Source organism: Nostoc sp. DedQUE04, assembly GCF_034530995.1.
Lineage (GTDB): Bacteria > Cyanobacteriota > Cyanobacteriia > Cyanobacteriales > Nostocaceae > Nostoc.
Genome location: NZ_JAVRCA010000090.1, coordinates 1 through 22,961, shown reverse-complemented (window position 1 = coordinate 22,961; position 22,961 = coordinate 1). Strand labels below are relative to the sequence as shown.

22 protein-coding genes are annotated in these 22,961 nt (G+C 40.6%); 13 read left to right on the top strand and 9 right to left on the bottom strand.

What is annotated here, in order from left to right; translation table 11 throughout:
* Positions 1–57: 57 nt before the first annotated feature.
* Positions 58–1,290, bottom strand: coding sequence for a glycosyltransferase family 4 protein (locus RM049_RS35790; RefSeq protein WP_322707595.1), 1,233 nt, complete (start codon positions 1,288–1,290; stop codon positions 58–60).
* Positions 1,291–2,352: 1,062 nt separating this feature from the next.
* Here RM049_RS35790 and RM049_RS35785 point away from each other — a divergent pair.
* Complete coding sequence (locus RM049_RS35785; protein WP_322683578.1) at positions 2,353–3,348, top strand: DUF1517 domain-containing protein; 996 nt, start codon at positions 2,353–2,355, stop codon at positions 3,346–3,348.
* Between the two features lie 306 nt (positions 3,349–3,654).
* Positions 3,655–4,035 carry a calcium-binding protein gene (locus RM049_RS35780; RefSeq protein WP_322674937.1) on the top strand — a complete coding sequence of 127 codons (381 nt, stop codon included), beginning with the start codon at positions 3,655–3,657 and terminating at the stop codon, positions 4,033–4,035.
* Between the two features lie 2 nt (positions 4,036–4,037).
* On the opposite strand, the gene RM049_RS35775 is transcribed toward RM049_RS35780, so the two are convergent.
* The 3 genes from RM049_RS35775 to folB all read right to left on the bottom strand — a co-directional run bounded on the left by RM049_RS35775 (position 4,038) and on the right by folB (position 7,406).
* Positions 4,038–4,598 (bottom strand): sugar O-acetyltransferase, encoded by a 561-nt coding sequence (locus RM049_RS35775; RefSeq protein WP_322690248.1) that lies wholly within the window; start codon positions 4,596–4,598, stop codon positions 4,038–4,040.
* 69 nt (positions 4,599–4,667) lie between these two features.
* Positions 4,668–5,951 (bottom strand): diguanylate cyclase domain-containing protein, encoded by a 1,284-nt coding sequence (locus tag RM049_RS35770; RefSeq protein ID WP_322674935.1) that lies wholly within the window; start codon positions 5,949–5,951, stop codon positions 4,668–4,670.
* 1,086 nt (positions 5,952–7,037) lie between these two features.
* Positions 7,038–7,406 (bottom strand): dihydroneopterin aldolase, encoded by a 369-nt coding sequence (folB, locus tag RM049_RS35765; protein ID WP_322674934.1) that lies wholly within the window; start codon positions 7,404–7,406, stop codon positions 7,038–7,040.
* A gap of 167 nt (positions 7,407–7,573) precedes the next feature.
* Between folB and menD the strand changes: the two genes are divergently transcribed.
* Positions 7,574–9,325, top strand: coding sequence for a 2-succinyl-5-enolpyruvyl-6-hydroxy-3-cyclohexene-1-carboxylic-acid synthase (gene menD, locus RM049_RS35760; RefSeq protein ID WP_322707594.1), 1,752 nt, complete (start codon positions 7,574–7,576; stop codon positions 9,323–9,325).
* A gap of 21 nt (positions 9,326–9,346) precedes the next feature.
* On the opposite strand, the gene RM049_RS35755 is transcribed toward menD, so the two are convergent.
* A complete protein-coding gene (locus RM049_RS35755; RefSeq protein ID WP_322707593.1) occupies positions 9,347–9,808 on the bottom strand; it encodes a tetratricopeptide repeat protein in 462 nt (153 codons plus the stop codon).
* A 140-nt stretch (positions 9,809–9,948) separates the two neighbouring features.
* Between RM049_RS35755 and RM049_RS35750 the strand changes: the two genes are divergently transcribed.
* Together RM049_RS35750 and RM049_RS35745 are read left to right on the top strand one after the other, a co-directional pair.
* Entirely contained in the window at positions 9,949–10,311 is a 363-nt protein-coding gene (locus RM049_RS35750) for a type II toxin-antitoxin system RelE/ParE family toxin (RefSeq protein WP_322707592.1), read from the top strand.
* A 4-nt stretch (positions 10,312–10,315) separates the two neighbouring features.
* Positions 10,316–10,660 (top strand): helix-turn-helix domain-containing protein, encoded by a 345-nt coding sequence (locus RM049_RS35745; protein WP_322683584.1) that lies wholly within the window; start codon positions 10,316–10,318, stop codon positions 10,658–10,660.
* 131 nt (positions 10,661–10,791) lie between these two features.
* Here RM049_RS35745 and RM049_RS35740 read toward each other — a convergent pair whose 3' ends face one another.
* The gene (locus RM049_RS35740; RefSeq protein ID WP_322707591.1) at positions 10,792–11,628 is read right to left on the bottom strand and encodes an Rpn family recombination-promoting nuclease/putative transposase; all 837 of its coding nucleotides are present in this window, start codon (positions 11,626–11,628) and stop codon (positions 10,792–10,794) included.
* Between the two features lie 140 nt (positions 11,629–11,768).
* Between RM049_RS35740 and menB the strand changes: the two genes are divergently transcribed.
* On the top strand, positions 11,769–12,602 hold the full coding sequence (menB, locus tag RM049_RS35735) for a 1,4-dihydroxy-2-naphthoyl-CoA synthase (RefSeq protein ID WP_322690266.1): 834 nt from the start codon (positions 11,769–11,771) through the stop codon (positions 12,600–12,602).
* Between the two features lie 128 nt (positions 12,603–12,730).
* On the opposite strand, the gene RM049_RS35730 is transcribed toward menB, so the two are convergent.
* Together RM049_RS35730 and RM049_RS35725 are read right to left on the bottom strand one after the other, a co-directional pair.
* A complete protein-coding gene (locus tag RM049_RS35730; RefSeq protein WP_322683587.1) occupies positions 12,731–13,045 on the bottom strand; it encodes a hypothetical protein in 315 nt (104 codons plus the stop codon).
* A 427-nt stretch (positions 13,046–13,472) separates the two neighbouring features.
* Entirely contained in the window at positions 13,473–14,027 is a 555-nt protein-coding gene (locus tag RM049_RS35725) for a DUF721 domain-containing protein (RefSeq protein ID WP_322683588.1), read from the bottom strand.
* A 317-nt stretch (positions 14,028–14,344) separates the two neighbouring features.
* Between RM049_RS35725 and RM049_RS35720 the strand changes: the two genes are divergently transcribed.
* The 7 genes from RM049_RS35720 (at position 14,345) to RM049_RS35690 (ending at position 22,525) form a co-directional block, all read left to right on the top strand.
* A complete protein-coding gene (locus RM049_RS35720) occupies positions 14,345–15,700 on the top strand; it encodes a hypothetical protein (RefSeq protein ID WP_322707590.1) in 1,356 nt (451 codons plus the stop codon).
* Between the two features lie 323 nt (positions 15,701–16,023).
* On the top strand, positions 16,024–16,773 hold the full coding sequence (locus tag RM049_RS35715; RefSeq protein WP_322683590.1) for a PspA/IM30 family protein: 750 nt from the start codon (positions 16,024–16,026) through the stop codon (positions 16,771–16,773).
* Positions 16,774–16,935: 162 nt separating this feature from the next.
* The gene (locus tag RM049_RS35710) at positions 16,936–17,712 is read left to right on the top strand and encodes a PspA/IM30 family protein (protein WP_322707589.1); all 777 of its coding nucleotides are present in this window, start codon (positions 16,936–16,938) and stop codon (positions 17,710–17,712) included.
* A 174-nt stretch (positions 17,713–17,886) separates the two neighbouring features.
* The gene (locus RM049_RS35705) at positions 17,887–18,222 is read left to right on the top strand and encodes a thioredoxin family protein (RefSeq protein ID WP_322674923.1); all 336 of its coding nucleotides are present in this window, start codon (positions 17,887–17,889) and stop codon (positions 18,220–18,222) included.
* Between the two features lie 134 nt (positions 18,223–18,356).
* Positions 18,357–19,643 (top strand): LL-diaminopimelate aminotransferase, encoded by a 1,287-nt coding sequence (locus tag RM049_RS35700; protein ID WP_322707588.1) that lies wholly within the window; start codon positions 18,357–18,359, stop codon positions 19,641–19,643.
* Between the two features lie 604 nt (positions 19,644–20,247).
* Positions 20,248–21,546 carry an NF038130 family PEP-CTERM protein gene (locus RM049_RS35695; protein WP_322690239.1) on the top strand — a complete coding sequence of 433 codons (1,299 nt, stop codon included), beginning with the start codon at positions 20,248–20,250 and terminating at the stop codon, positions 21,544–21,546.
* Positions 21,547–22,102: 556 nt separating this feature from the next.
* Positions 22,103–22,525: a response regulator gene (locus RM049_RS35690; RefSeq protein WP_322674920.1), complete on the top strand. Its 423-nt coding sequence runs from the start codon at positions 22,103–22,105 to the stop codon at positions 22,523–22,525.
* Positions 22,526–22,545: 20 nt separating this feature from the next.
* Here RM049_RS35690 and RM049_RS35685 read toward each other — a convergent pair whose 3' ends face one another.
* A complete protein-coding gene (locus RM049_RS35685) occupies positions 22,546–22,725 on the bottom strand; it encodes a hypothetical protein (protein ID WP_322674919.1) in 180 nt (59 codons plus the stop codon).
* Positions 22,726–22,961 lie beyond the last annotated feature (236 nt).

Here is a 22,961-nt window from a genome sequence, read left to right as displayed (position 1 = left end):
CCTTTTTGATATTTTTTGAATTTGATAATTCAATCGGGGTCAGTTAATAAAATCATTTTACAAAATTGCATTTTTTCCATCTGCTTTATAAAGCGAGCGATGGAGAGTTTTACGCTTGGCTAATTCTTTACCTTTACGACCGAGTTGCTCGCGTAATTGTTGGTCTTTGCACAACCGATTGAAAGCTTGAAAAACTTCATAACCAGAATTGGGATTAACGAGTATCCCATTTTCTTCATGCTGAACTGTATCTAGAACACCACCTAAACGAGGGGCAATTATCGGCTTACCGAAGTAACTTGCTTCTAAATAAGCCATACCAAAACCTTCCATATTATTAGGTTTAGTATCTGATAAAGTCAGCATGGCAAATATGTCGCAAGCTGCATAATAACCTGCTAATTCTCGCTCTGGCACATATCCGGCAAAGTGGACGCGCTTATCTACTCGCAAACGATGCGCTAGAGATTTCAGTTCTGACTCACTTGGCCCTTGCCCGCAGAGTATATAGTGGACATCAACCCCAAAAGTTAGCAATATTGGGATGTTATCAATTACTCGGTCGAAACCTTTATGTTTTACTAGTCTGCCGATGGAGAGAATCACTATTGCTGAATCAGGAATGTTGTATGCCTGACGCACGCGAACCCGTAAATCATCAAGGCTACTGGGACTGGCTACATTATTACCAAATTTTTCTGGTCTGATTACGGGGTTAATGACGTGGGTAGGAGTATTTAATCGGAAAGCAGTTCTGAGGTAATCTCTTGTATAAGAACTGTTACAAACAATGCCTTCGGCTCTATGAAGTGTTAATTTAAATAGCGATCGCAGCACGGGATTGTGTAAAGTGCAAAGAAGATCGTTGCCGTGCAGATAGATAAAAAAGCGAATAGGTAACAAATAGCTCAATAGCAACAGTGAAGGAAAATCATAGCCGTGGCCCCACTCTATATAACGATAGTGATAGCGAAAATAGAGTTTAATTGCTAGAACAAATGAGCAGACGATATTGACCAAAGGTTTGAGGATATTTCCCACATAGCCACTACCCCAATATTTAGGATAATACCAGCGATACACAGGAAACTGTTGACTCTTATCAAATACTCGATCTCCTGAGCAACTAGCTGCCAGTACAATTATTCGTTCTGGATCTTGCAGACAACGATTGTAGATATATTCCCCAATTACAGCTTCTTTCGGCAGAAAGATCCGGGATATGACTAGGATATCTGGGTATGCAGCTTTATCTCTGATTTCGGCTGTTAGTTGAGAAATATGTTCCATAATAAAATTGATGACTATATTTCAAATAGTTTTTAATATTTACAATTAGAATTACTTTCAAAGCCATCATTATTATTTTATTTCTTTTAAAACGAATTTGGTAGACAAATTTGAAGCCTATTTTAGAAGATTAGCCAAAAAGATTGTTTTTTTGTTGTGTTGATTTTATTTTTGTTGCAAATTTCTCATTCTTTGAGAGTTTCTGTGCATAATGAACAAAAAATCAAAGCTAACACTTGTAGCGAAAATGCTCAGTAAACATCTGCTGTGAAAATTCCGAAATTTAGCTACGTTCAATAAAATATCCTAAACACTTAAAGTAGATGTGCCAAAATGCCAAAAATTTTATAGCTACTTAGTTGCAACATTATGTCTATTGTGAAAAATTATAAGGATTACAGACACTTACTAGCTTTCTACGTACACGTAAATTATCAGCCTCCAAATGTATTAATGAGTGCTGTCGGTGGTAGCTAGGCGTTTTGCCCGTGCTAAATATTGAGTAATAATAGGACTTACGCAAGTCACAAAAAAATCGGATTTGTAGTTTGTAGTAAGCGGCTCTAGCCCTTATTTTGAAGACTAAAGTCCTCTCTGCGAGACGCTACGCGAACACTACGAACTGAAAATAATATGATATGCCAGTTGCGTAAATCCTGTAATAAGTTCAGAAGTAGTACTACTTATTCAGTGAAGGATTAAAAAATTAGTCAAAATAATCACTAAAAATTCAAATCATCTGTATAATTCAAAACTGTAGTCTGAAACTAGTCCGAGGCATAGCAAACCATTGCCCGTAGACGTAGCGCATCATAGACATCGCAATTTCTGTGAGGATAAACATGTCTTCCGGTACGGTTCCCCAGTCGAGAAATCCCCCCTGCGATCGCTACTTACCCAAGATAAGACGCGGTAAATTGAATATGTAGCCTCGAAAAGGTAATACTACGTGAATGCTACAAACTTGCTTGTTACGGGCTAGCGTTAGCAACATCCTGCAAGACTGCTCCCACCATCGGGAGAAATCATAAATAATAATTTCGTTTTTCAAGCGATTGTCTTATGCGTAAAAAACTACAACAAACCATCAAACCGCTGTTAAAAACCTTCTTAGCCCTAAGCTTGGTGTTAGCTTTGGCTCTTGGTCACGCTGACGGCGCCTTAGCAGCCCGCAGTGGAGGTCGCATCGGTGGTGGCTCCTTTAGAGCACCTTCTAGCCGCACCTATACACCGCGTACTTATGCACCTCCTGGCGGGGGCGGCTACTATCCCGGTGGTGGTTATGGTGGTGGTTTTGGTGGTGGCTTTGGCTTTCCCTTCCTACTTCCCTTCTGGGGTATTGGCGGAGGATTTGGTGGTCTATTTAGCATCTTAATTTTCTTTGCGATCGCTAATTTCTTATTGCAAACTTTCCGCCGCGTCTCTAGCGGTGAAACACCAGAAGCAGATTACAGCAGTAACTCTCCTGTTTCTGTAACTCGTTTGCAAGTAGGTTTGTTAGCTCAAGCGCGTGAATTGCAAAATGAACTCAACCACATTGCTGAAACTGCTGATACTAACACCCCCGAAGGCAGAGCAGAAATTCTCCAAGAAGCCAGTCTAGCTTTACTCCGCCATCCAGAATACTTTGTATATGCAGGCGGTGGCACTCAACAAGCCAGTTTAAATTCAGCTGAAAGTCAGTTTAATCGGCTGTCACTGGCAGAACGCAGCAAGTTTAGCGAAGAAACTCTTTCTAATGTCAACAACCAGCTAAGAGCAGCCCTTGCTAAAGATGCTTTACCTCCGGCTGGCGAACTCGACAATCCCACCCGCCTATTTACCGAAGGCCCTGGCGAATACATTGTTGTCACCTTGCTGGCGGCGACACTAGGTAAGTTTGACATCCCCACAGCTATCAATAGTGCTGATGATTTGCGCCAAGCTTTGCGGCAAATTGGTAGTATCCCTAGCGACAAGCTTCTAGCAATTGAAGTTCTTTGGACTCCTCAAGCTGAAAATGATACCCTCACATCTGATGATGTGTTAGCAAATTATCCAGATTTGAGACTTGTTTAATTTCTGAAAAATTTTGCATCTATCTTAGTGCAACGAATAAGTTCCCCTTAAGAACAATAACTAGAAAACCGCTTGTCAATGACAAGCGGTTTTTTTGTAGAGTTTATATCATTTACAGATAATTAGTTATGATTCCCACAGCCATTTCACCCCACCCGCCCCTAAGAGTTTGCAAAGAGGGGATTAAAGGGTGGGGTTTTGGGAGGTTAATAAGTAATTAAGCGGACATCATAGATATATTTAAGTATGATTTTAGAAACATTTTGGTAGTATTATCAAAATGAATTATACGCAAAGTGTTATCTTATGCCTAGTGTTGAAGCCGACGAAAACCGAGAGCATCGCATTAAAACAGAGATTGTTGTAGATGCTGAAGACAAAGAAGACCGAGCTATGGGTTGGTACTACTACCTTGAAGAGACTCTGAATTTTCCCTTTATGGCTACATGGACTAAGAAGGGACGCAAATCAGGTGCTGTCGAGGAGAAACAAGTGGAAGTACTGGGAATGGCCCCAGATGATGAGTGCTTGAAAGATATGTATGTAGAAGTGGCTTACATTAATGGTAAGGATGATGATGTATATTCTGCAAAATTATCTGAAATAGCAGCCATTGATGCTGACAGTGAAACTCAAGACGCGATCGCAGACTGGCTCTATTGGATTGCTAGAGGTTATAAATTTTAAACCTAGGATAAATACCGAATGACGCGGCAAGGATTGCCAGCAGCGACAACATTCTCAGGTATATCTTTGACAACTACACTACCAGCACCAATGGTTGTGTTATCACCAATAGTTACGCCTGGACAAATAATTGCATTGCCACCAATCCAGACATTATTACCAATGTTAATTGGGGCAGCTAATTCTCTATCAGAAAGACGAATTTCTGGATCTATAGGATGATAAGCAGTATAAATTTGCACATAAGGAGCGCACAAAACATTTTCACCAATGTGAACTGTATTACAGTCTAAAATTACACAGCCATAGTTCATATACAATTTGTCACCAGCAAAAATATTACTGCCATAGTCACAGTGAAAGGGTGGCACAATTGCTACTTTTTGACCGATTTTTCCAAATAATTCTTGCAAAATTTGCTGCCGTTGCTCTTGCTGTTCTTCGGTTGTAGAATTGTACTTTCGCAACAGACGACTGGCTAGGTTCTTTTCGGCAGCCAATTCTGGATCTTCGGCCAGATATAATTCGCCTGCGAGCATTTTCTGTTTTTCGGTTTTTTCCATGACAGAATTATGGGGCTTCTCGGTTGTGTATGATAACCTTAGTAGCCGCTAGAGTATCATATTCCATCCTTAACTAAATATGGCATAAGTAGCTTTTCCCTGCCGTTTAGCTTGGTACATCGCAATATCGGCATCCCGCAGTAGAGTTGCAGGCTCCTCATAATTACTAAAATTCCAAGTAATACCAATGCTAGCTGTAGCAGATAATTGATATCCATTCAGGTTAACTGGCAATCTTAAGGAGTCTTGAATACGTTTGGCAACATTGGTAGCATCGGTAATGTCTTTAATATCCTCCAAAAGAACAGTAAACTCATCACCACCAAATCGTGCTACAGTATCGCCACTACGTAAGCATGACTCTAAACGTCTAGCGATCGCTACTAAAAAATCATCCCCTATTCCATGCCCAAAGCGATCGTTAATCTCTTTGAAGCCATCTAAATCTAAAAATAAAACTGCAAAATAATAGTCGCTTCTGCGTTTGCTACGTTCAATAGTTTGTCTGAGCCGATCTAAAAATAAAACACGATTCGGTAATTCTGTTAGCCCATCATAAAATGCATTGCGGATCAGTTGTGCCTCTGTCTGCTTACGTTTAGTGATGTCTTGAAACACTAAAACCGCGCCAGTAATATTGCCATCTCGATCGCGGATAGGTGCAACATTATCTCCAATCGCTATTTCTTTACCATCTTTAGTAATCAATGTACAGTTTTCTGGTAAATTGAAAATTTCACCTGCTTCGATTACATAAGTAGCTAAATTTTCAATTTTTTCTCCTACATCTTTATTAACTAAATTAACGACTTCTATTAAATCTTTCCCCAACGCTTCACTTTGCTTCCAACCAGTGATTAGTTCTGCTATGGGATTCATCATTTCAATACAACCATTTGCATAGGTAACAATCACCGCACAGCCCATACTATTAATAATTGCCATCAACCTCTGTTTTTCTTCGTATAATATTTTTTTGCTCTGATGTTTGTACAGTGTCATTTCAATCACAAAATGTAAATCACTTTCAATAAATGGTTTGGCTATGTAACTAAAAGGCTCACTTAGCTGATTTTTATGTAATCTTTTATATTCCGAATACTCCGTTAGATATACTACAGGCACATGAAAGTGATTCTGAATAATATCAGCTACGTGAAAACCGTCTATTTCTCCAGCTAGACAGATATCAATTAATACTAAATGTGGATGATTTTCTGCTACCTTTTTTATTGCCTCCTCACCAGATTCAGTTATTTCTGATACTAAATAACCTAATTTTTGCAAACTTTTTCTAATATTTGAGGCTAGATTTTTTTCATCCTCAACAATTAAGATTTTGCGGGCGAACATGTTACGATAACCTGTTTGCTAAAGTTCAGATTCTTGTTGTCAGTGTCAACTCAAGTCAAAAGTGCTTATCTTCTCATAAACAATCTCTAACTATCCTGTATTCTTACTTGATATTAATACTGACTAATGAGTAAATAGCATCATATTATTAATCTCCAGAAATTTATAGAAATCCTATTTGATTTACAAACTACCCTTTGAGGCAGGAAACAGGGAACTCTTAACAGGGAACATATTTGTTTGGATCTCATTTAGGATTGCTATATATGATTATCAAAGCTAATTTTGATTAATTTATGTAGCTAATATGATGCTACTAACATCAAATCAAAATTAGAATGCAATTATCAAGCACTCAAAAACTGATTTTAAAATGTATACAATAATTCTATTGGGAAAGTATAAATACTAAGTATAATATCTATATACAAATTAATCAAGAAAAATTTTTCATAAAATCACAGGATATTACTTTAATATAATTAAAAAAATCTAGAGTGTCTTGGATGTAATATATTAATCTACATTAATTTAATTATTAATAATTAATCTTAATCTGTGATTAAAAAGTTTGATGCTGCTTTACCTACAAATAGCTTTTATATCATATCAGAGGAGTTCTAGATTAGAGTTTAAGCTATCTGAAATATTTAATGAACAGTAAACTCGTATTACTTAGAAATATTCATTTAACAACCATAATTAAAAATATCTCAGTATTATTGTATTGTAATAGCATGGTAAGCCTAAATATGTGCAATATAAAAATAGTTATGTGTCTGACATATCAATAGCTGAGATATTTTTAATGCACTATTTTAGCCTTGCCACGCCACTAAGCGTATTTTAAAAATAAAATACTAGCCCTATAGCTTCTGGTTAATACTTAATCACAATTCCTCTCCTCTAAAAATATGTAAGTTAAATGTTCATCAGCCGTTCGCGGTATTTTTTAGTTTTTTGTTAATCAATAGGTACTGGTGCCAATGGCAGGAAAGATTCTTATTGTGAGACACTTCCAAAATCCACGTAAACCCCCTGTTCTTTGCTGGCTGATAGATATTGCAAAAAAACACATTTTGTGAATTAAAGGTTGGACTTGATTTTAGTCAGTTCAATGCTAATTCTGCCACCAAAGTCTGGAATAGGTGCGGCAGGTTTGCTGAGAGTGACTTGGACTTTTGTTACACGATCGCACTCTTGGAGGATAGAATCTGCGATCGTTGTTACCAATTTCTCCACCAAAACAAATTTAGACGTTTTGATCAGATGTTGTGTCAAGCTAATGACGCTGCGATAATCTAAAGTGTCTTCGATCGCGTCAGTCTTGGCCGCTGTGGAGATATCCAACCATAACCTCACATCCACCTCAAACCATTGTCCTAGCACCTGTTCTTCTGGTAGATACCCAGTGTAGCCATAGCCGCGAATTCCCGTTAAATGAATGCAGTCCATAAAAGTTTGAGAGCAAATTGTGCATTTTGTAGAAAGTTCAGCAAGTTTGCTTGGAGATTTTCTTTCCCAGAAACTCGCGTGGCGGTGATGGAACTCAACACCGCATTGATGGATTTTAAATTGAATTTCCCTAGACAAAATCTAAAATTTAAGATTGTTTTATAGCTATGTTTGATTTAATGCCGATCGCTTATACGAATGTTAATCAACTTTGGGCTTATATTTTAACAGAGACCTTAAAGCGGTTGGGATTGACTTGTGCTATTATTTGTCCGGGATCGCGCTCTACACCCTTAGCGATCGCCTTTGCTCAACAAGCACCTGAGATTGAAGCGATTTCCATTCTTGATGAACGTTCCGCCGCCTTTTTTGCTTTGGGACAAGCTAAAGCAACCGGACGTGCTGTGGTGCTAGTTTGCACTTCTGGTACAGCAGGAGCAAATTTTTATTCAGCAGTCATTGAAGCCTCGTATAGTCGCGTCCCATTGTTGATATTAACCACCGATAGACCCCCAGAATTGCGAGATTGTCACTCTGGGCAAACTGTAGATCAATTGAGATTATATGGAAACTACCCAAATTGGCAAACGGAGTTAGCCTTACCCTGTGCCGATCTGGGAATGCTAGCTTATCTGCGACAAACAGTAATTCATAGCTGGGAAAGGGCGCAAACTCCTACAAAGGGGCCAGTACATTTGAATATTCCCTTTCGCGATCCCTTAGCGCCTGTTCCTGATGGAACCGACTTGAGTTATTTGCGATCGCAGTTAGAATCAGAAGACTTTTTCGCAGGAATAGCAAACCCATGCCCCATACCCTATGCCCCATTCCCCATTCCCAAAGAATGGAAAGAATGCGATCGCGGCATTATTATCGCAGGTGTTGCCCAACCACAGCAACCAGAGGAATATTGTAGAGCGATCGCGCACCTTTCCCAAACTCTCAAATGGCCTGTGCTAGCAGAGGGACTCTCCCCAGTCAGAAATTATGCCGAACTCAACCCTTATTTGATTTCCACTTATGACCTGATTTTGCGAAATCAGCAACTAGCAAAGCAGCTAGCGCCGGAAATGGTGATTCAGGTAGGTGAAATGCCTACGAGTAAAGAACTACGTAACTGGATAGATGCAACTCAACCGCGACGCTGGGTAATTGACCCTAGCGACCAAAACCTCGACCCTTTGCACGGGAGAACGACGCATTTACGAATATCTGTAGAAGGAATAAAAGTAGAGGAGAGAAATTTATCTTTATCCTCAGATTATGTGCAGGAATGGTGTAATGCAGAAGCGAAGGTTAGGTTAGTGGTTGACCAGACGATGGGGAAAATAGATGAAATTATTGAGAGTAAAGCAGCTTGGTTAATTTCTCAGATTTTACCGCCAGAAACGCCTCTATTTATTGCCAATAGTATGCCTGTGCGGGATGTGGAATATTTCTGGAAACCAAATAATTTAGGAGTGCGATCGTACTTTAACCGGGGTGCAAATGGCATAGATGGCACATTATCCACAGCATTAGGAATTGCTCATCGCCAGCAAAGTAGTGTGATGTTAACGGGAGATTTAGCTCTGTTGCATGACACCAATGGTTTTTTAATCCGCAATAAGTTTGTCGGACATCTCACGATTGTGTTAATTAACAACAATGGCGGTGGAATTTTTGAAATGTTACCCATTGCCAAGTTTGAGCCACCATTTGAAGAGTTTTTTGGCACTCCCCAGGATATTGATTTTGCTCAGTTGTGCGCTACTTATAATGTTCAGCATGAATTGATTACTTCTTGGGAACAGTTACAACAAAGATTCAACCTACTTCCAAATACAGGAATTCGGGTTTTAGAGTTGCAGACAAATCGTAAAAAAGATGCAAAGTGGCGACAGGAAAATTTATGTAAGTTTGGAGTGGATATTCAGTGAGATGCTTTAGACGCGCTTGCACTACTCAACTTCTCGAATAAATGTTTTCAAATATTCATAATATTTTAAATCTTCATTTTCAAAAATAGCCTTGCCTTCTATAATATAAGCCCTAGCTAGCTCCTCTTGAGCACGCTCAAAATTTTTTAGTTCCAATTGAGCTTGTCCTAGTTTTAGATGAATATAGGGATTTCCAATTGCATCTGGACAATACATAGCTTCTTGAAGTGCATGACGTGCTTTTTCATAGTCACCCATGAATAAATATGATTCGCCAATAGCAGTTAACAACCAAGTTGATGCTATATAGGCTTCAAATGGTTCGGGTATCAAATCAAAAGCTTGATGATAGCTTTCAATCGCTTTTACAAATTCTTTTTGCTCTGTATAAGCATCTCCTACCTTAGACAGTTCCAATATTCTAGAGTAAGTATTCTCGTCGATATTAGGATAATGTTTTTGGCTATCTTTTGATGAGTTCATCAATTTTACCGTTCTTGCTTATCTATTCTTAGTTGGCTCATTTTATCTGGTGTATCAATTTATATAAAATAAACTAGCTGAACAAATATTGTTTATAAAAGGGACTTGAATCAATATGGATTTTAATCCATAATCAACTCATGACATGGGAAATTTCATTTCATGATAAATTTCTACCTGAATTCTATGAATTAACAACAGAAGTACAGGACGAAATCCTTGCACACGCCAAATTGCTTGAATCCGAAGGCCCTCTCCTGCGAAGACCTCATGTTGATACACTTAAAGGCTCTCGACATAAAAATATGAAAGAACTTCGTTTTTATGCAGACGATGGTGTATGGCGAGTAGCTTTTGCTTTCGATCCAGAGAAGAAAGCAATATTACTTATAGCTGGAAACAAAGCAGGGATAAGTGAAAAAAGATTTTACAAGCAACTGATTGCAAAAGCAGATGCACGATTTGACTCTCATCTTGATGAACTCAAAGAAAAAGGAGAATGAAGTTATGACAACAAAACTGAGCGATGTAATGGAAAAACTCCCACCAGCACGTCGAGCAAAAATTCAAGCTCGCGCTCAAGAGCTTATTGCTGAAAACATGACACTTCAAGACATTAGAAAAGCCAGAAAGTTAACTCAGGAATCTATGGCAGAACTATTAGGGATTCGCCAAGATAGTGTCTCTAGGCTGGAAAAACGTACTGACCTCCTTCTTTCTACATTGCGTAGTTATGTAAAGGCTATGGGAGGAGAGCTAAAACTTGTAGCAGAATTTCCTGATAGACCTCCTGTGATTATTTCTGCACTAGGAGAATTAGACGATCGAGCTTCTGAGATAGAAGTAAAATGAGCGATCGCACTTTTTCTTCCACCGCTTATAATATACCCGCGTGTCTGCAAATGCTTCTTCACTTCGGGAAACTTTATTTGTAGCCATCATTATTTTACGGAGTGCGATCGCCCTTTTCCCCTACGTGAAACTTACCCGCTTTGTTGACTTTGTAACCACCCTTCCAAATCAGCAAGAGTAGAGAAATCCAACAAAGCGTCACCTAAAGCTTCTAACTGTTCTAGCGACAACACCTGAATCTGGCGCTGAAGCGACTCAGGAAACTCACCCACCCGTCGGTTTAATAGTCTTAAGATGAGCGATCGCGCTTCTTCCTCTCGTCCTTCTTCCTTCGCTTCCCGAATCGCCCGTGGTTCTTCCAAATTCAGTCCCAACATCGTTGCAATCTCCTCTCGACTAAGCTTAGAAAACTTGTAGACAATAATCGTCGTCACTAAATCAATTATCGCTTGCTCCGACTGTTGCCGTGCTTGCTCTAACAAAAACCGCGCCCCTTCCATTGCTTCGGTTTCAGAAGTAACATTTGTCAGCAACATCAAACCCAATCCCAAAGGTTGTTCTCGCAAATCCCCCAACTTATCCAGATAAACCCGCCTGACTTGGCCACTTTCCAACAAAGCGCGGTGAATTGTTGAGTTAGAAGGTTCTAGGCTGCGAGAAGCAAAAATTATTACACCAAACCAGTCATCGTAACGAATAGAGTTGCGGTAGAGAAACAAAAACAATTCGCTGAAGAAGCGGTGATATAAGTCTTCGTCCTTCTGAAACTGCACTTCTGCAAAAAATACGGTTTTGGAAACTGCATCAGGCGGAGGTAAAAATACTCCATCAATCCGAAACGCCGTTTCTTTCACTTCAACTGATTCAAACTGGTAATTTTCTGCTTCTGGAGGTGGTTCATCTACTAATTCAAACAGCAAACCCGGAAATTGCTTAAATAATTTATAGAAAATGGTGTCGCGCCGCATTTTTATTCCTCAACACCCAGACAATTACCAGATTGTAAAGGCTTGAGACACCAATTTTAGCGTAGGCGTAGCCTACCGCAGGTATCGCTTGTCCCTACGTCCGCGATAAAATTCTTGAAGCAACAGCGCACTCCATACCAATGCAAATTAACTGGCAAACTGCCAAAACCTACGAAGATATTCTGTATCAAAAAACTGATGGCATTGCGAAAATCACCATCAACCGTCCCCATAAACGCAATGCTTTTCGTCCTGAAACCGTCTTTGAACTGTACGACGCTTTCTGTAATGCTCGTGAAGATACTACTATTGGTGTTGTTCTATTTACTGGTTATGGCCCCCACACTGATGGTAAATATGCCTTCTGTTCTGGTGGCGATCAAAGCGTGCGGGGACATGCGGGTTATGTGGATGATACTGGCATCCCTCGCTTGAATGTGCTGGACTTACAACGGCTGATTCGTTCGATGCCGAAAGTGGTGATTGCTTTAGTGGCTGGATATGCGATCGGTGGTGGACACGTCCTACACTTAATTTGCGACCTTACCATCGCTGCCGATAATGCCATTTTTGGACAGACGGGCCCGAAAGTCGGCAGTTTCGACGGTGGTTTTGGAGCCAGCTATCTTGCCCGCATCGTGGGGCAAAAAAAAGCTAGAGAAATTTGGTTTCTCTGCCGCCAATATGATGCACAACAAGCTCTAGAAATGGGTTTAATTAATTGCGTCGTTCCAGTGGAACAACTAGAAGCCGAAGGTATTCAATGGGCGCAAGAGATTTTAGAAAAAAGTCCGATCGCAATTCGATGTCTTAAAGCTGCTTTTAACGCTGATTGTGATGGACAAGCTGGTTTACAAGAACTCGCTGGCAACGCCACCCTACTTTATTACATGACAGAAGAAGGAACTGAGGGCAAACAAGCCTTTCTCGAAAAGCGTCCACCAGATTTTCGCTCTTTTCCTTGGCTACCTTAGAATTGCAAAAATCGCCCCCCTTAAATGAGGTGCGATTTTTGTAGATATCAACTTTTACAGCACTAAAAATCTTAAAAACAAATCTTATTTTAAGCAGACTACAAACTCAGTCCAGTAATAATGGATGACTAAATAACCACTGCTTTAGTTTTTACCTGTTCAGATATGGAGGCAGCTATTTCCTCTAGAGGGGCAAGAGCAGCATTATCAAAATCTGAAGCTAAAGATTGACAAGATGTTAAAACTGGAGATGCATCTGGTAAACCCCAAGCATCTTCTAAGGTTTCCCAAGAAGGTGCAAAAGGTGGAAGCGCCAAAGAGCAAGCCTTCCAAGTCGCTTGAACTGGTGCGCCCAACTGCTGGCACGTTCCACCACGGCGACCTTCTGGCTGGTAATGACGACAATATCTACAGGCAGATGCTAAAACTTTAATGGGTTTCATTCGGATTCATCTTTAGTGTTGTTTCTGGCTGAATTTCATCTTTATATTCTGCTTCTATATATAAAGACAGAGAAAAGCCAAAAAGTCATTATTTTCCATAGGTTTCAGCGATCCCAAGTAAAAAATAAACTTCAGGATATTTTTATAATCTTGTTATATATTTAAATAATTCCTAAAGCAGTTACATATACGTATCGTCTAAAACTTATTAGGGATCAAGAGTAAAAGTAAAGCTTTTGATTTATTCAACCTTTTAAATTCCTCCTTAAGCCATCCTTAAGGCATAGAATTTCACATAAATAGTCTGCTTTACATACCACATTTGGCATATTTTAGCGGCAAATTATACTTTTTCTCAAGAATCAGAAAGATTTGATGTAATGACAGCAAGTTATTTCAGGATAAACTCTGCTCAACAAATAATCGCTCAACTATTTTGCTTTGAAAACTGTTTAGCAGCACAGACAGAACAGACTTCCCAGCGCTGGAGTTCACCGGGAGGGGTGGGAGATTGACACTGGGGACAAAGGGGTAAGCCATGCGATCGCGATCGCACAATCTTTGTCCAATGTCCAAAAGCCGCATTTACATCCTTGGTGGGTGTATCATCAGGGCGGCTAATCTCATCGCCAAGGTAACTGGGATGCTCATGAGGCGAAACCGTTTGTTGCTGTTTTCTTTCCACCGACGGATTCTGCCAGCCAGCAGTAGAGAAGCGAATATCAACCAAAGGCGTTGGCAGCTTTTTATTCAACTTTAAAAGTAGAGATGTGCGACCAAAAGTCAGGTTTTGCGCCCAAGCAGCACTAGAAGTTGCTACCGACAAAACATCACGCTGAATTGATAATGGTCTAGTATTTGCGGCAACTACTGGCCCAACAACTTCTGCCCAACACTTGAGCAGGCGTTGAAATGGTTGCTCCTGCCATTTCGACTGCTTTTCCAGAATCCTTAAAACATCATTAATTGATTTCAACGACATTATTCAAAGTGGGGAGTAGGGATTGGAAAGTGGGGGAGCAAGGGAGCAGGGGAGCAGGGGGGCAGCACTTCGGCTACGCTCAGTGACCGAGGAGAAGTTGCAGTAAGTCTTTCCCCTCTGCCCCTGTGCCCCTCTGTTTCTTGTGCCCAATGCCCCATATCCAATGACGGCAGTTGCTCCACTTGGGGAGACCCCAAGTGGAGCAACTGCCTCCCCAATGCTCACTCTATCTATTTAAATAATTTCCGCTACTATTATCACAAAATATATCTATCTAAAAGTTGATTCCAGTAATCTACGTTTGAGGCAAAAAGGCAATGACTCAAAACTCCCTGAACGACTCCAGTACTCATCAATCGTCTAAAACACCTGGGTTGAAACCAGTACTAGCAGCAGCACTAGCAAGTTTAGAGGTGCCGCTAGATCAAGAGTTAGCTCGATACCGACGCACGCGAACTGGTTTGGTGTCATCTAAGCAGTCCCGTGTTGCAAGTTACATCAGCAAACAACCCCAACCGTTAACTACCATTTCGACAATATTGGGCGCAACTCAGTCATCAGCAACGGAAATTAAAACCAACGTATCGCCTGCATCTGTACCCGTGAATCCTGAGATGAATCCAGCGCCAGCTACGGCAAAAATTGATGTCTCACCCGCATCTGTAGCTGTGAATACTGAGATAAACCCAGCACCAACTACGGCAAAAACTGAGGAACTGAGTAATCTTAATGTGCCCTCCACCGCCAATGCAGCTAAAACACAAACTCAACTTCCACCACCTCCACCCAACTTTAATAGCAGCATTGTGCCAGCGATCGTTAAAAATACTAAAAGCGAAAATCACTTGCAAACAGATGATAGCCCCAAGCACCCAGATGACTATTTAGAATCTAGTGAAGCACTGCTGCGAAGTCTGACAGAAGAACAACCAGAAACCAAGAAACCAAGCAATTCTAGCGACAGTCTGCTATCACCTTTGGGTATTGGCTCCATGTTGCTGCTATTGGTGGCTAGTCTGATCTTGGGTTATGCAGTCTTCAATCCCAAAAGCTTGCCACAATGGAATTTAGGCAACTTATTTAACGGCAACTCCTCTCCCACACCAGAAAATACTGAGGAAGTTGGGAGTAATGTCCAACCTCAAATTCAACCACCAAGCACATCTATACCCAAATATCCCAATCTAGCTACTGAAGAGTTTCCTGAAGTAAGAGATCCCAATGATGTAGTAGGCTTAAAACCCAAAGTCCAACCAACCCCCGCAGTAGTGCCCAATCCAGTTGTTCCCCAAAATCCCGTAAATCCTCAAGGGGCATTGTCTAACCCCAATACAGCCCAACAGACTAACCCGATCGCCTTAGCACCAGTACCGAGACTACAATCCTTGCCTCCTCTTTCTTTACCTTCCACTTCACCGACAAAAACCTCGCCCAAGCCAATCGCAACCTCACCAAAACCAGATGCAGAAATGAAACTAGGAACAGATGGGTTTTATCATGTAGTGATAGATAATAAAGGCGCAGCTTTTGCCTCAGCACGGCAGGTAATTCCCGATGCTTATTTATCGCCTAACAAAGAATTGATTTATCTGGGTGCTTTTAAAACTAAAGAGCAAGTAAAACAACAGATGAAACTGTTAGAAGCGAAAGGAATCAAGGCACGAGTTCAGTAACTATGAATTGCAAAAATCTACGATACCATGAAATAACAGTCCTGAGTCAATAAGTGCTGAGTTGTGTTAGCGGATAGCTAAGGTTTAGCCCGTGCTGAGTGGTAGAGACAAAATATTGTTTGTTTGCGACCCCACAACAAAAAATATTATACTCAAAACTTTTATTAGGCACTCAGCACTCCATAACTACCCTATGACAAAAAATATTACTATACTCAGGACTTTAACTAGGCACTCAGCACTCTATAACTAAATTCATTACTCAGCACGGGCTAAACGCCCTGCTAACAGCACTCAGAACTGGATTTCGTTGGAGAGCCGATATGGAATTAATCAAGCGTATCCTGCGGGTGATTCGCGCTAATCTCAATAGTTTGATCGGTGGTGCAGAAGATCCAGAAAAGATTTTGGAGCAAGCTGTCCTGGAAATGCAGGAAAATCTGGTGCAGTTGCGGCAGGGTGTAGCACAAGCGATCGCTACCCAGAAACGCACCGAACGACAAGCAGCGGCCGCTCAATCTCAAACAGAAGAATGGTATCGCCGCGCCCAATTAGCGCTGCAACAAGGCAATGAACCTCTAGCACGTGAAGCTTTGACCAAGCGCCAAGCCTATAAAGAAACCACTACAGCCCTCTTTTCGCAGATAGAGCAGCAAAACGAGATAGTTGCTAGGCTAAAAAAGGATATGCGATCGCTAGAGTTAAAAATTTCCGAGGCGAAAACTAAAAAAGATATGTATATTGCCCGCGCCCGTTCTGCTGAAGCGTCTTATCGCCTCCAAGAAATGCTCGGTGGAGTTTCTGCTACTAGCAGTCTGAGTGCCTTTGAGCGCATGGAAGAAAAAGTTTCACAGATAGAAGCTCAATCAGAAGCCATAGCTCAACTTAGTAGCGACGACTTGGAAACACAATTTACTTCTTTGGAATCTAATGATGTAGATACCGAATTGGCGGCGATGAAGGTACAGGTTTTCAAGCAGTCAGAAAACACACAGCACAAAATCCTAACTGAGGAGAGCCAAAAGACAGAGCAGCCTCCCCAACAGCAGTTACCCAAAACTCAGGATTCTTGAAGTTCTACTAATTACCCCAGTTTGGCGATATCTTAACAATTAAGAGTTGTTAGGAGGTACTGATTCAAACTGGAAAGATTACATTGAAATAGGTAGCTATAAAAAAGTAAAAAAGCTAACTGTCCAAGAAAAAGCGTAAATCACACAAGGAAAAACAAAGTTATGGGATTATTTGATCGCATTAAGCGAGTAGTTAGTTCTAACCTCAACGATCTGGTTAACAAAGCCGAAGACCCCGAAAAAATGCTAGAGCAAGCCATCCTGGAAATGCAGGAAGACTTGGTACAGCTGCGTCAGGGAGTAGCCCAAGCGATCGCCGCCCAAAAACGCAGTGAAAAACAGTATAATGATGCCCAAAATGAAATCAATAAGTGGCAACGCAATGCCCAACTAGCGCTGCAAAAAGGTGATGAAAACCTAGCACGACAAGCTCTAGAACGGAAGAAGACTTATACTGACACCAGCACAGCTCTCAAAGCTAGTTTAGATGGCCAAAGTACCCAAGTTGATACCCTCAAGCGTAACTTAATCCAGCTGGAAAGCAAAATTTCTGAGGCTAAGACCAAGAAAGAAATGCTCAGAGCGAGAATCACCACTGCCAAAGCCCAAGAGCAACTCCAAGGCATGGTGCGTGGGATGAATACCAGCAGTGCAATGTCTGCCTTCGAGCGGATGGAAGAAAAAGTCTTGATGCAAGAAGCCAGGGCCCAGGCACAAGGAGAGTTAGCGGGTGCTGATTTAGAAAGCCAATTTGCTCGATTGGAAGGTAGTAGCGATGTTGATGATGAATTGGCAGCCTTGAAAGCCCAGATGCTACCACCTGCCGCTCCCCAAAATCAAGCCCAACTGCCACCGCAACAAGAAGCCACTGCTCCTAAATCTAATGAGGTGGTTGATGCTGAGTTAGATTCCTTACGCAAGCAATTGGATCAACTGTAAAATTGACAGAAAACTTATTTAAGCTAGTCCCACACCTGTTGGCTGTGGGATTTTACGTCATTAGTCAATAGTTAACAATCCTAATCACTATAAATTATTAACTATGGACTATTGACGACTTTGGGATAAAGTATTGTGTGTGCCAACTTCGATCGCCACCTGATGGAGACTGCAATGAGTAAGGCTGTAATCACCATAACCGATGCTGAGTTTGAAACCGAAGTGTTAAAAGCCGAGCAGCCTGTATTAGTTTATTTTTGGGCTTCCTGGTGTGGGCCTTGTCAATTGATGTCGCCCCTGATTAACTCAGCTGCTACCCAATATAGCGATCGCCTCAAAGTCGTTAAAATGGAAATTGACCCCAATCCACTGACTGTTAAGCAGTATCAAGTGGAAGGTGTACCCGCCCTCAGACTATTTCAAGGCCAGGAAGTTTTGATATCCACCGAGGGAGTCATCGGCAAAGATAAATTACTCGAACTCTTAGATACGTACTTAAATAGTAATTAGTCATTGGTCATTAGTCATTGGTCATTGGTCACTTGTACTGAGCGTTGCCCTTGGCGCAGCCTCTGGTAGAGAAGTATTGGTCATTCGATCAAAGGACAAAGGACAAATGACAAAGGACAAATGACAAAGGACAAATGACTAACATACAGTTTGCAAAACGCTTACAACCCCTAAAATCTAATGTATTTGCTGATATGGACAGAGCCAAGGCTGTCGCTTTGGCCGCTGGCCGAGAGGTAATTGATTTATCCTTGGGGTCTTCCGATTTACCAGCCGAAGCCCACGTTCTTGAGGCGATCGCCCAATCTCTTGGCGATCGCAGTACCCACGGTTATCTATTATTTAACGGTACCCTTGGATTCCGCGAAGCCGCAGCCAACTGGTACGAACAAAAATTTGGGATCGAAGTCGATCCTCAAACTGAGGTACTACCTTTAATTGGTTCTCAAGAAGGCACAGCCCATTTACCCCTAGCAATACTTAATCCAGGAGATTTTGCCCTGTTGCTCGATCCAGGTTATCCATCCCATGCGGGGGGAGTCTACCTAGCCAGCGGTCAAATCTACCCGATGCCACTACTGGCAGAAAATGGTTTTTTACCAGTTTTTGCTGATATTCCTGCCCCAGTTCTGGCCCAGTCGCGGATGATGGTATTAAGTTATCCTCATAATCCCACCGCTGCGATCGCACCTTTATCTTTTTTCCAAGAAGCTGTCGCCTTCTGCCAACAACACAATCTCGTGCTGGTTCACGATTTCCCCTACGTAGATTTGGTATTTGGAGAGAGTGGGGACTGGGGACTGGGGACTGGGAGACAAGGAGACAAGGAGACAAGGGGAATCATTAATTTCCAATCCCCAATACCCAATCCCCAGTACCCAATACCCAATACCCAGTCCCTAGTCCCTTCAATTCTGCAAGCCGATCCAGAAAAAAGCGTCTCGATTGAATTTTTCACCCTTTCCAAGTCCTACAATATGGGTGGCTTCCGCATTGGCTATGCCATCGGTAATGCTCAGTTAATTAACGCCTTACGCCAAGTAAAAGCCGCCGTTGATTTTAACCAGTATCGGGGAATTTTGAATGGTGCGATCGCAGCCTTAACTGGCCCTCAATCTGGCGTAAAATCTGCTGCGATCGCCTTCCAGAGGCGGCGTGATGCTTTCATCAATGCTTTACACCGTATTGGCTGGAATGTTCCCACTCCCGAAGCCACAATGTACATCTGGGCAAAATTGCCCTCACCTTGGAGTGAAAACTCCGTAGAATTTTGTACCCAGCTAGTCAAACAAACTGGTGTAGCAGTCTCTCCAGGTGCTGGCTTTGGCAAATCTGGAGAAGGGTATGTCCGTTTTGCCTTGGTGCATGAGCCACCTTTGTTAGAAATTGCTGTAGAAAGAATGGCTGAGTTTCTTCATTAAATTTCTTCTCAAGCTGAACGCCAAGGATTTTTGGCGGCAAAGTCTATCAATGGAACACGCGCTAGGGCACACATTTGTGCATTGGTGTCAACTTCAGGTAAAAGTTAGGTTTAGCAAACGTTTTAGAGTTGCCCTCATCCCCTAACCCTTTCTTCCAATTTGGGAGAAGGTGAGCTGGAGAATTTCCTCCCCCGTTCCAAATGGGGAGAATATCTGGGGGTGAGGGCAAAACTCATACAGTCAGGAGATTTCAGCTTTAGTTGGCACTAATGCACATTTGTACATCCCTAATAATCACCGTATTGTACTGATCTGAAAAAGATTACACTGTGCTTTTCGCAACTATATTTATTAGTATAAAATACGTAATTAAACGTATAAAACTATCAAAACATTCTTCATCTTTTTATTGATAATCAGCGTTAACTTTACCCAATCAGGTCTCCTCGTTTCTTAAACTGGGTTTGTACCCTCAGATACCAAAGACGGCTAACAATGCAGGTAAGCATCTGTATTGCCAAAAAATCTGTGGTCAAGAAAGCCCAAGCCTAAAAACGACAGTAGTTTAAAACTTAACTTCCAAACTGACAGAGACTTGAAAACAATGAAAACGACTTTTCAGACACTTATAATTGGTGCCTCAATGGCTATTGGTGTGAGCGCTCTTGCCACTGCTCCAGCACACGCTACATCTTTTAGTTTCGATAATAATGGAGAAATTAACACTTACACTGGTGGCTCAAATGGTACTTTCATCAAAGGGAATGCCCAAGGTGGTACTAAAGCTGCCATCAAAGCTTTGACAGATAACGACTCCAGTTCTAACGTTGAGCTTTGGTATAGTAGCGAAACCCCAGATTCTAACGTTGGCTTCACCGCCACAAAAGGAAACTACAGTGCCACCGTTAGTAGTGTCACTGCTAATGACTGGAATAGTTTTGGTTCCCAATGGCTAGGCGATTTATTGAGTAGCTACACACCATTTCAATCAGTTTGGAACGGGTTTTCAGCCGACAGCAAATCACTAATAACTAGTTATTTTCCCTCCTTGGGAATGGGAGATCCGAACATTGGTGGTTTCCAATTCGGTCAGAATGGCGGTGTGGAACTGAAATTAGTTGGTCACTTGGATGTAAAGACTAAACTTGCAACAACTATTTCTACTAAGGTTGATGAAAAGTGGAATGCAATTAAATCACAGTTTCCTCAACAAACAACTCAACCAACCCTTTCACAACTTGAAAGTTCAATTCCACAACTACAAACACAACTGAGCGCAATTCCAGGACAGATTACAACACTACAAACACAACTCAACGCAATTCCAGGACAGATTACAACACTGCAAACACAACTCAACGCAATTCCAGGACAGATTACCACACTGCAAACACAACTCAACGCAATTCCTAATATTCCAGCCAATCAAACAAAAAGGCAACAACTGACAAGTCAAATCTCTCAACTGAATACTCTCAAAAATCAAACACTACCAGGTCAAATTTCTCAACTGAATACTCTCAAAAATCAAACACTACCAGGTCAAATTTCTCAACTGAATACTCTCAAAAATCAGCTACCAGGTCAAATCTCTCAACTCACATCATTTAAAGATGTACTGACTCTGCAAGCTGCATTAAATGCATATCAAGGTGAAATTGCGGCTAGTGAAATTGCTAAGGTAGTTACTGGTGGTCAAACTTACTATGCCTATAGCTTTAACCCCACTGCATCCGGTATTACTGCTTCTGATGATGGTGTATCCTATAGTGCAATTTATACTTGGTCAACACCTAAGTATGTCTCTCCATCCTCTGTACCAGAACCCTCAGTAGTATTTGGGATTTTAGGTGTTGCTGGTATCTTTGTTACACAACGCAAGTTAAAAAAAGTATCTGGTTGAAACTCCGGTTTCCATTCCAAAAAATAAGTAAGGGAGCTAACAGCTCCCTTTTTTGATGAATAATTCCTTGCAGCTATAATAAATTTAATCTTCTAGGTTATACTATTTCTAAAAATACTTGCAACAAATAAATCGGTTGCAAAATTCTACATCTGTATGTCCCTAGAAAGTTAATTTATTTATAATATGGATTTTGCACAATAGTATTGCTTACCCTCACGGTTTGAGGAAGGGCTATTACCATAATGTTAGTAACAGTATTACTTAAGTAGTTTTACTCATAAAATTTAGGCAACTAAATTTGTAAAAACAGAAGTTAACTTAATATTCTAGATTAAAAAAAATTAGTAAAAAAAAGATTAATTTTTGATTTAACTACATTTAATAATACTATCATTTTAGTATTGTAGTGCAGCTAAATTGAATTGATTGATATTTTTGATTTGGATTACATAAGTACAATTTATATTTGTTTCACTCTTTAAATGCCCTACTGTTTTAGTTTATGGTAATAATGACTAGCTTTTAATTAAGATAATCAGATAATAGGTTAGCAATGACAGTACAATTACTCAATATAAATCAGCCATTGCAGTCACACAAAGTTAAACGAATTTTACTAGTTGAAGACCATTACCTCAATCGGATGTTACTTAGTGACTATCTAAGTTACTGTGGTTATGAAGTCCAAAGTTTATCAGAAGGTTCTGCTTTTTTCTCAACCATAGAGAAATTCGAGCCAGATTTAATGTTATTGGACTTGAAATTGCCAGATGTTGACGGTTATTCACTCTTAAAACAAGTCCAGCAAAAACCTGATTTGTCAAAAATACCTATCATTGTGGTTTCAGCCTTTGCTTTTAAAGCAGATCGAGAACTAGCTCTGAGTTTGGGCGCACGTAACTATTTTGTCAAACCTTTAAAACTCAAGGATCTCATTCTTGCAATTGAAGAACAGTTTACTTGCCGCAACAGATAATTTTTTTGTTATGTGTGTCTTTATTCTGCTTTTTGGCCAGCAATAAATTCTTCAACGCACTCACTAAGAGTTTGTACAGAACTGCCGATTGTTGAAATTTTCTGTTGTACTTGCGCTAATAACAAAACTGCTGTTTGCAATTCATTGAGAGTCTCAGCCATAGCCTCACGATACTGGACTTCAAAATCTTGTAAATTCATAGTTTAGCTCTTGTCCAAAATTATTATAATAACTATATTATCAATCATAATCGTAAATTTAACTGACTAAATCCGTTAATTCGCTTAAGGTTATAAATTCAACAAATAAACACAAATAGTATCAATAGATAAAATTTTAATTGAATATTTATTTCACCAATATACAAGCATATTCTTTATTAACTGGAGTTTAGACTAAGCAACAAAAAACGACCCAGCAAAGCTGAGTTGAAAAG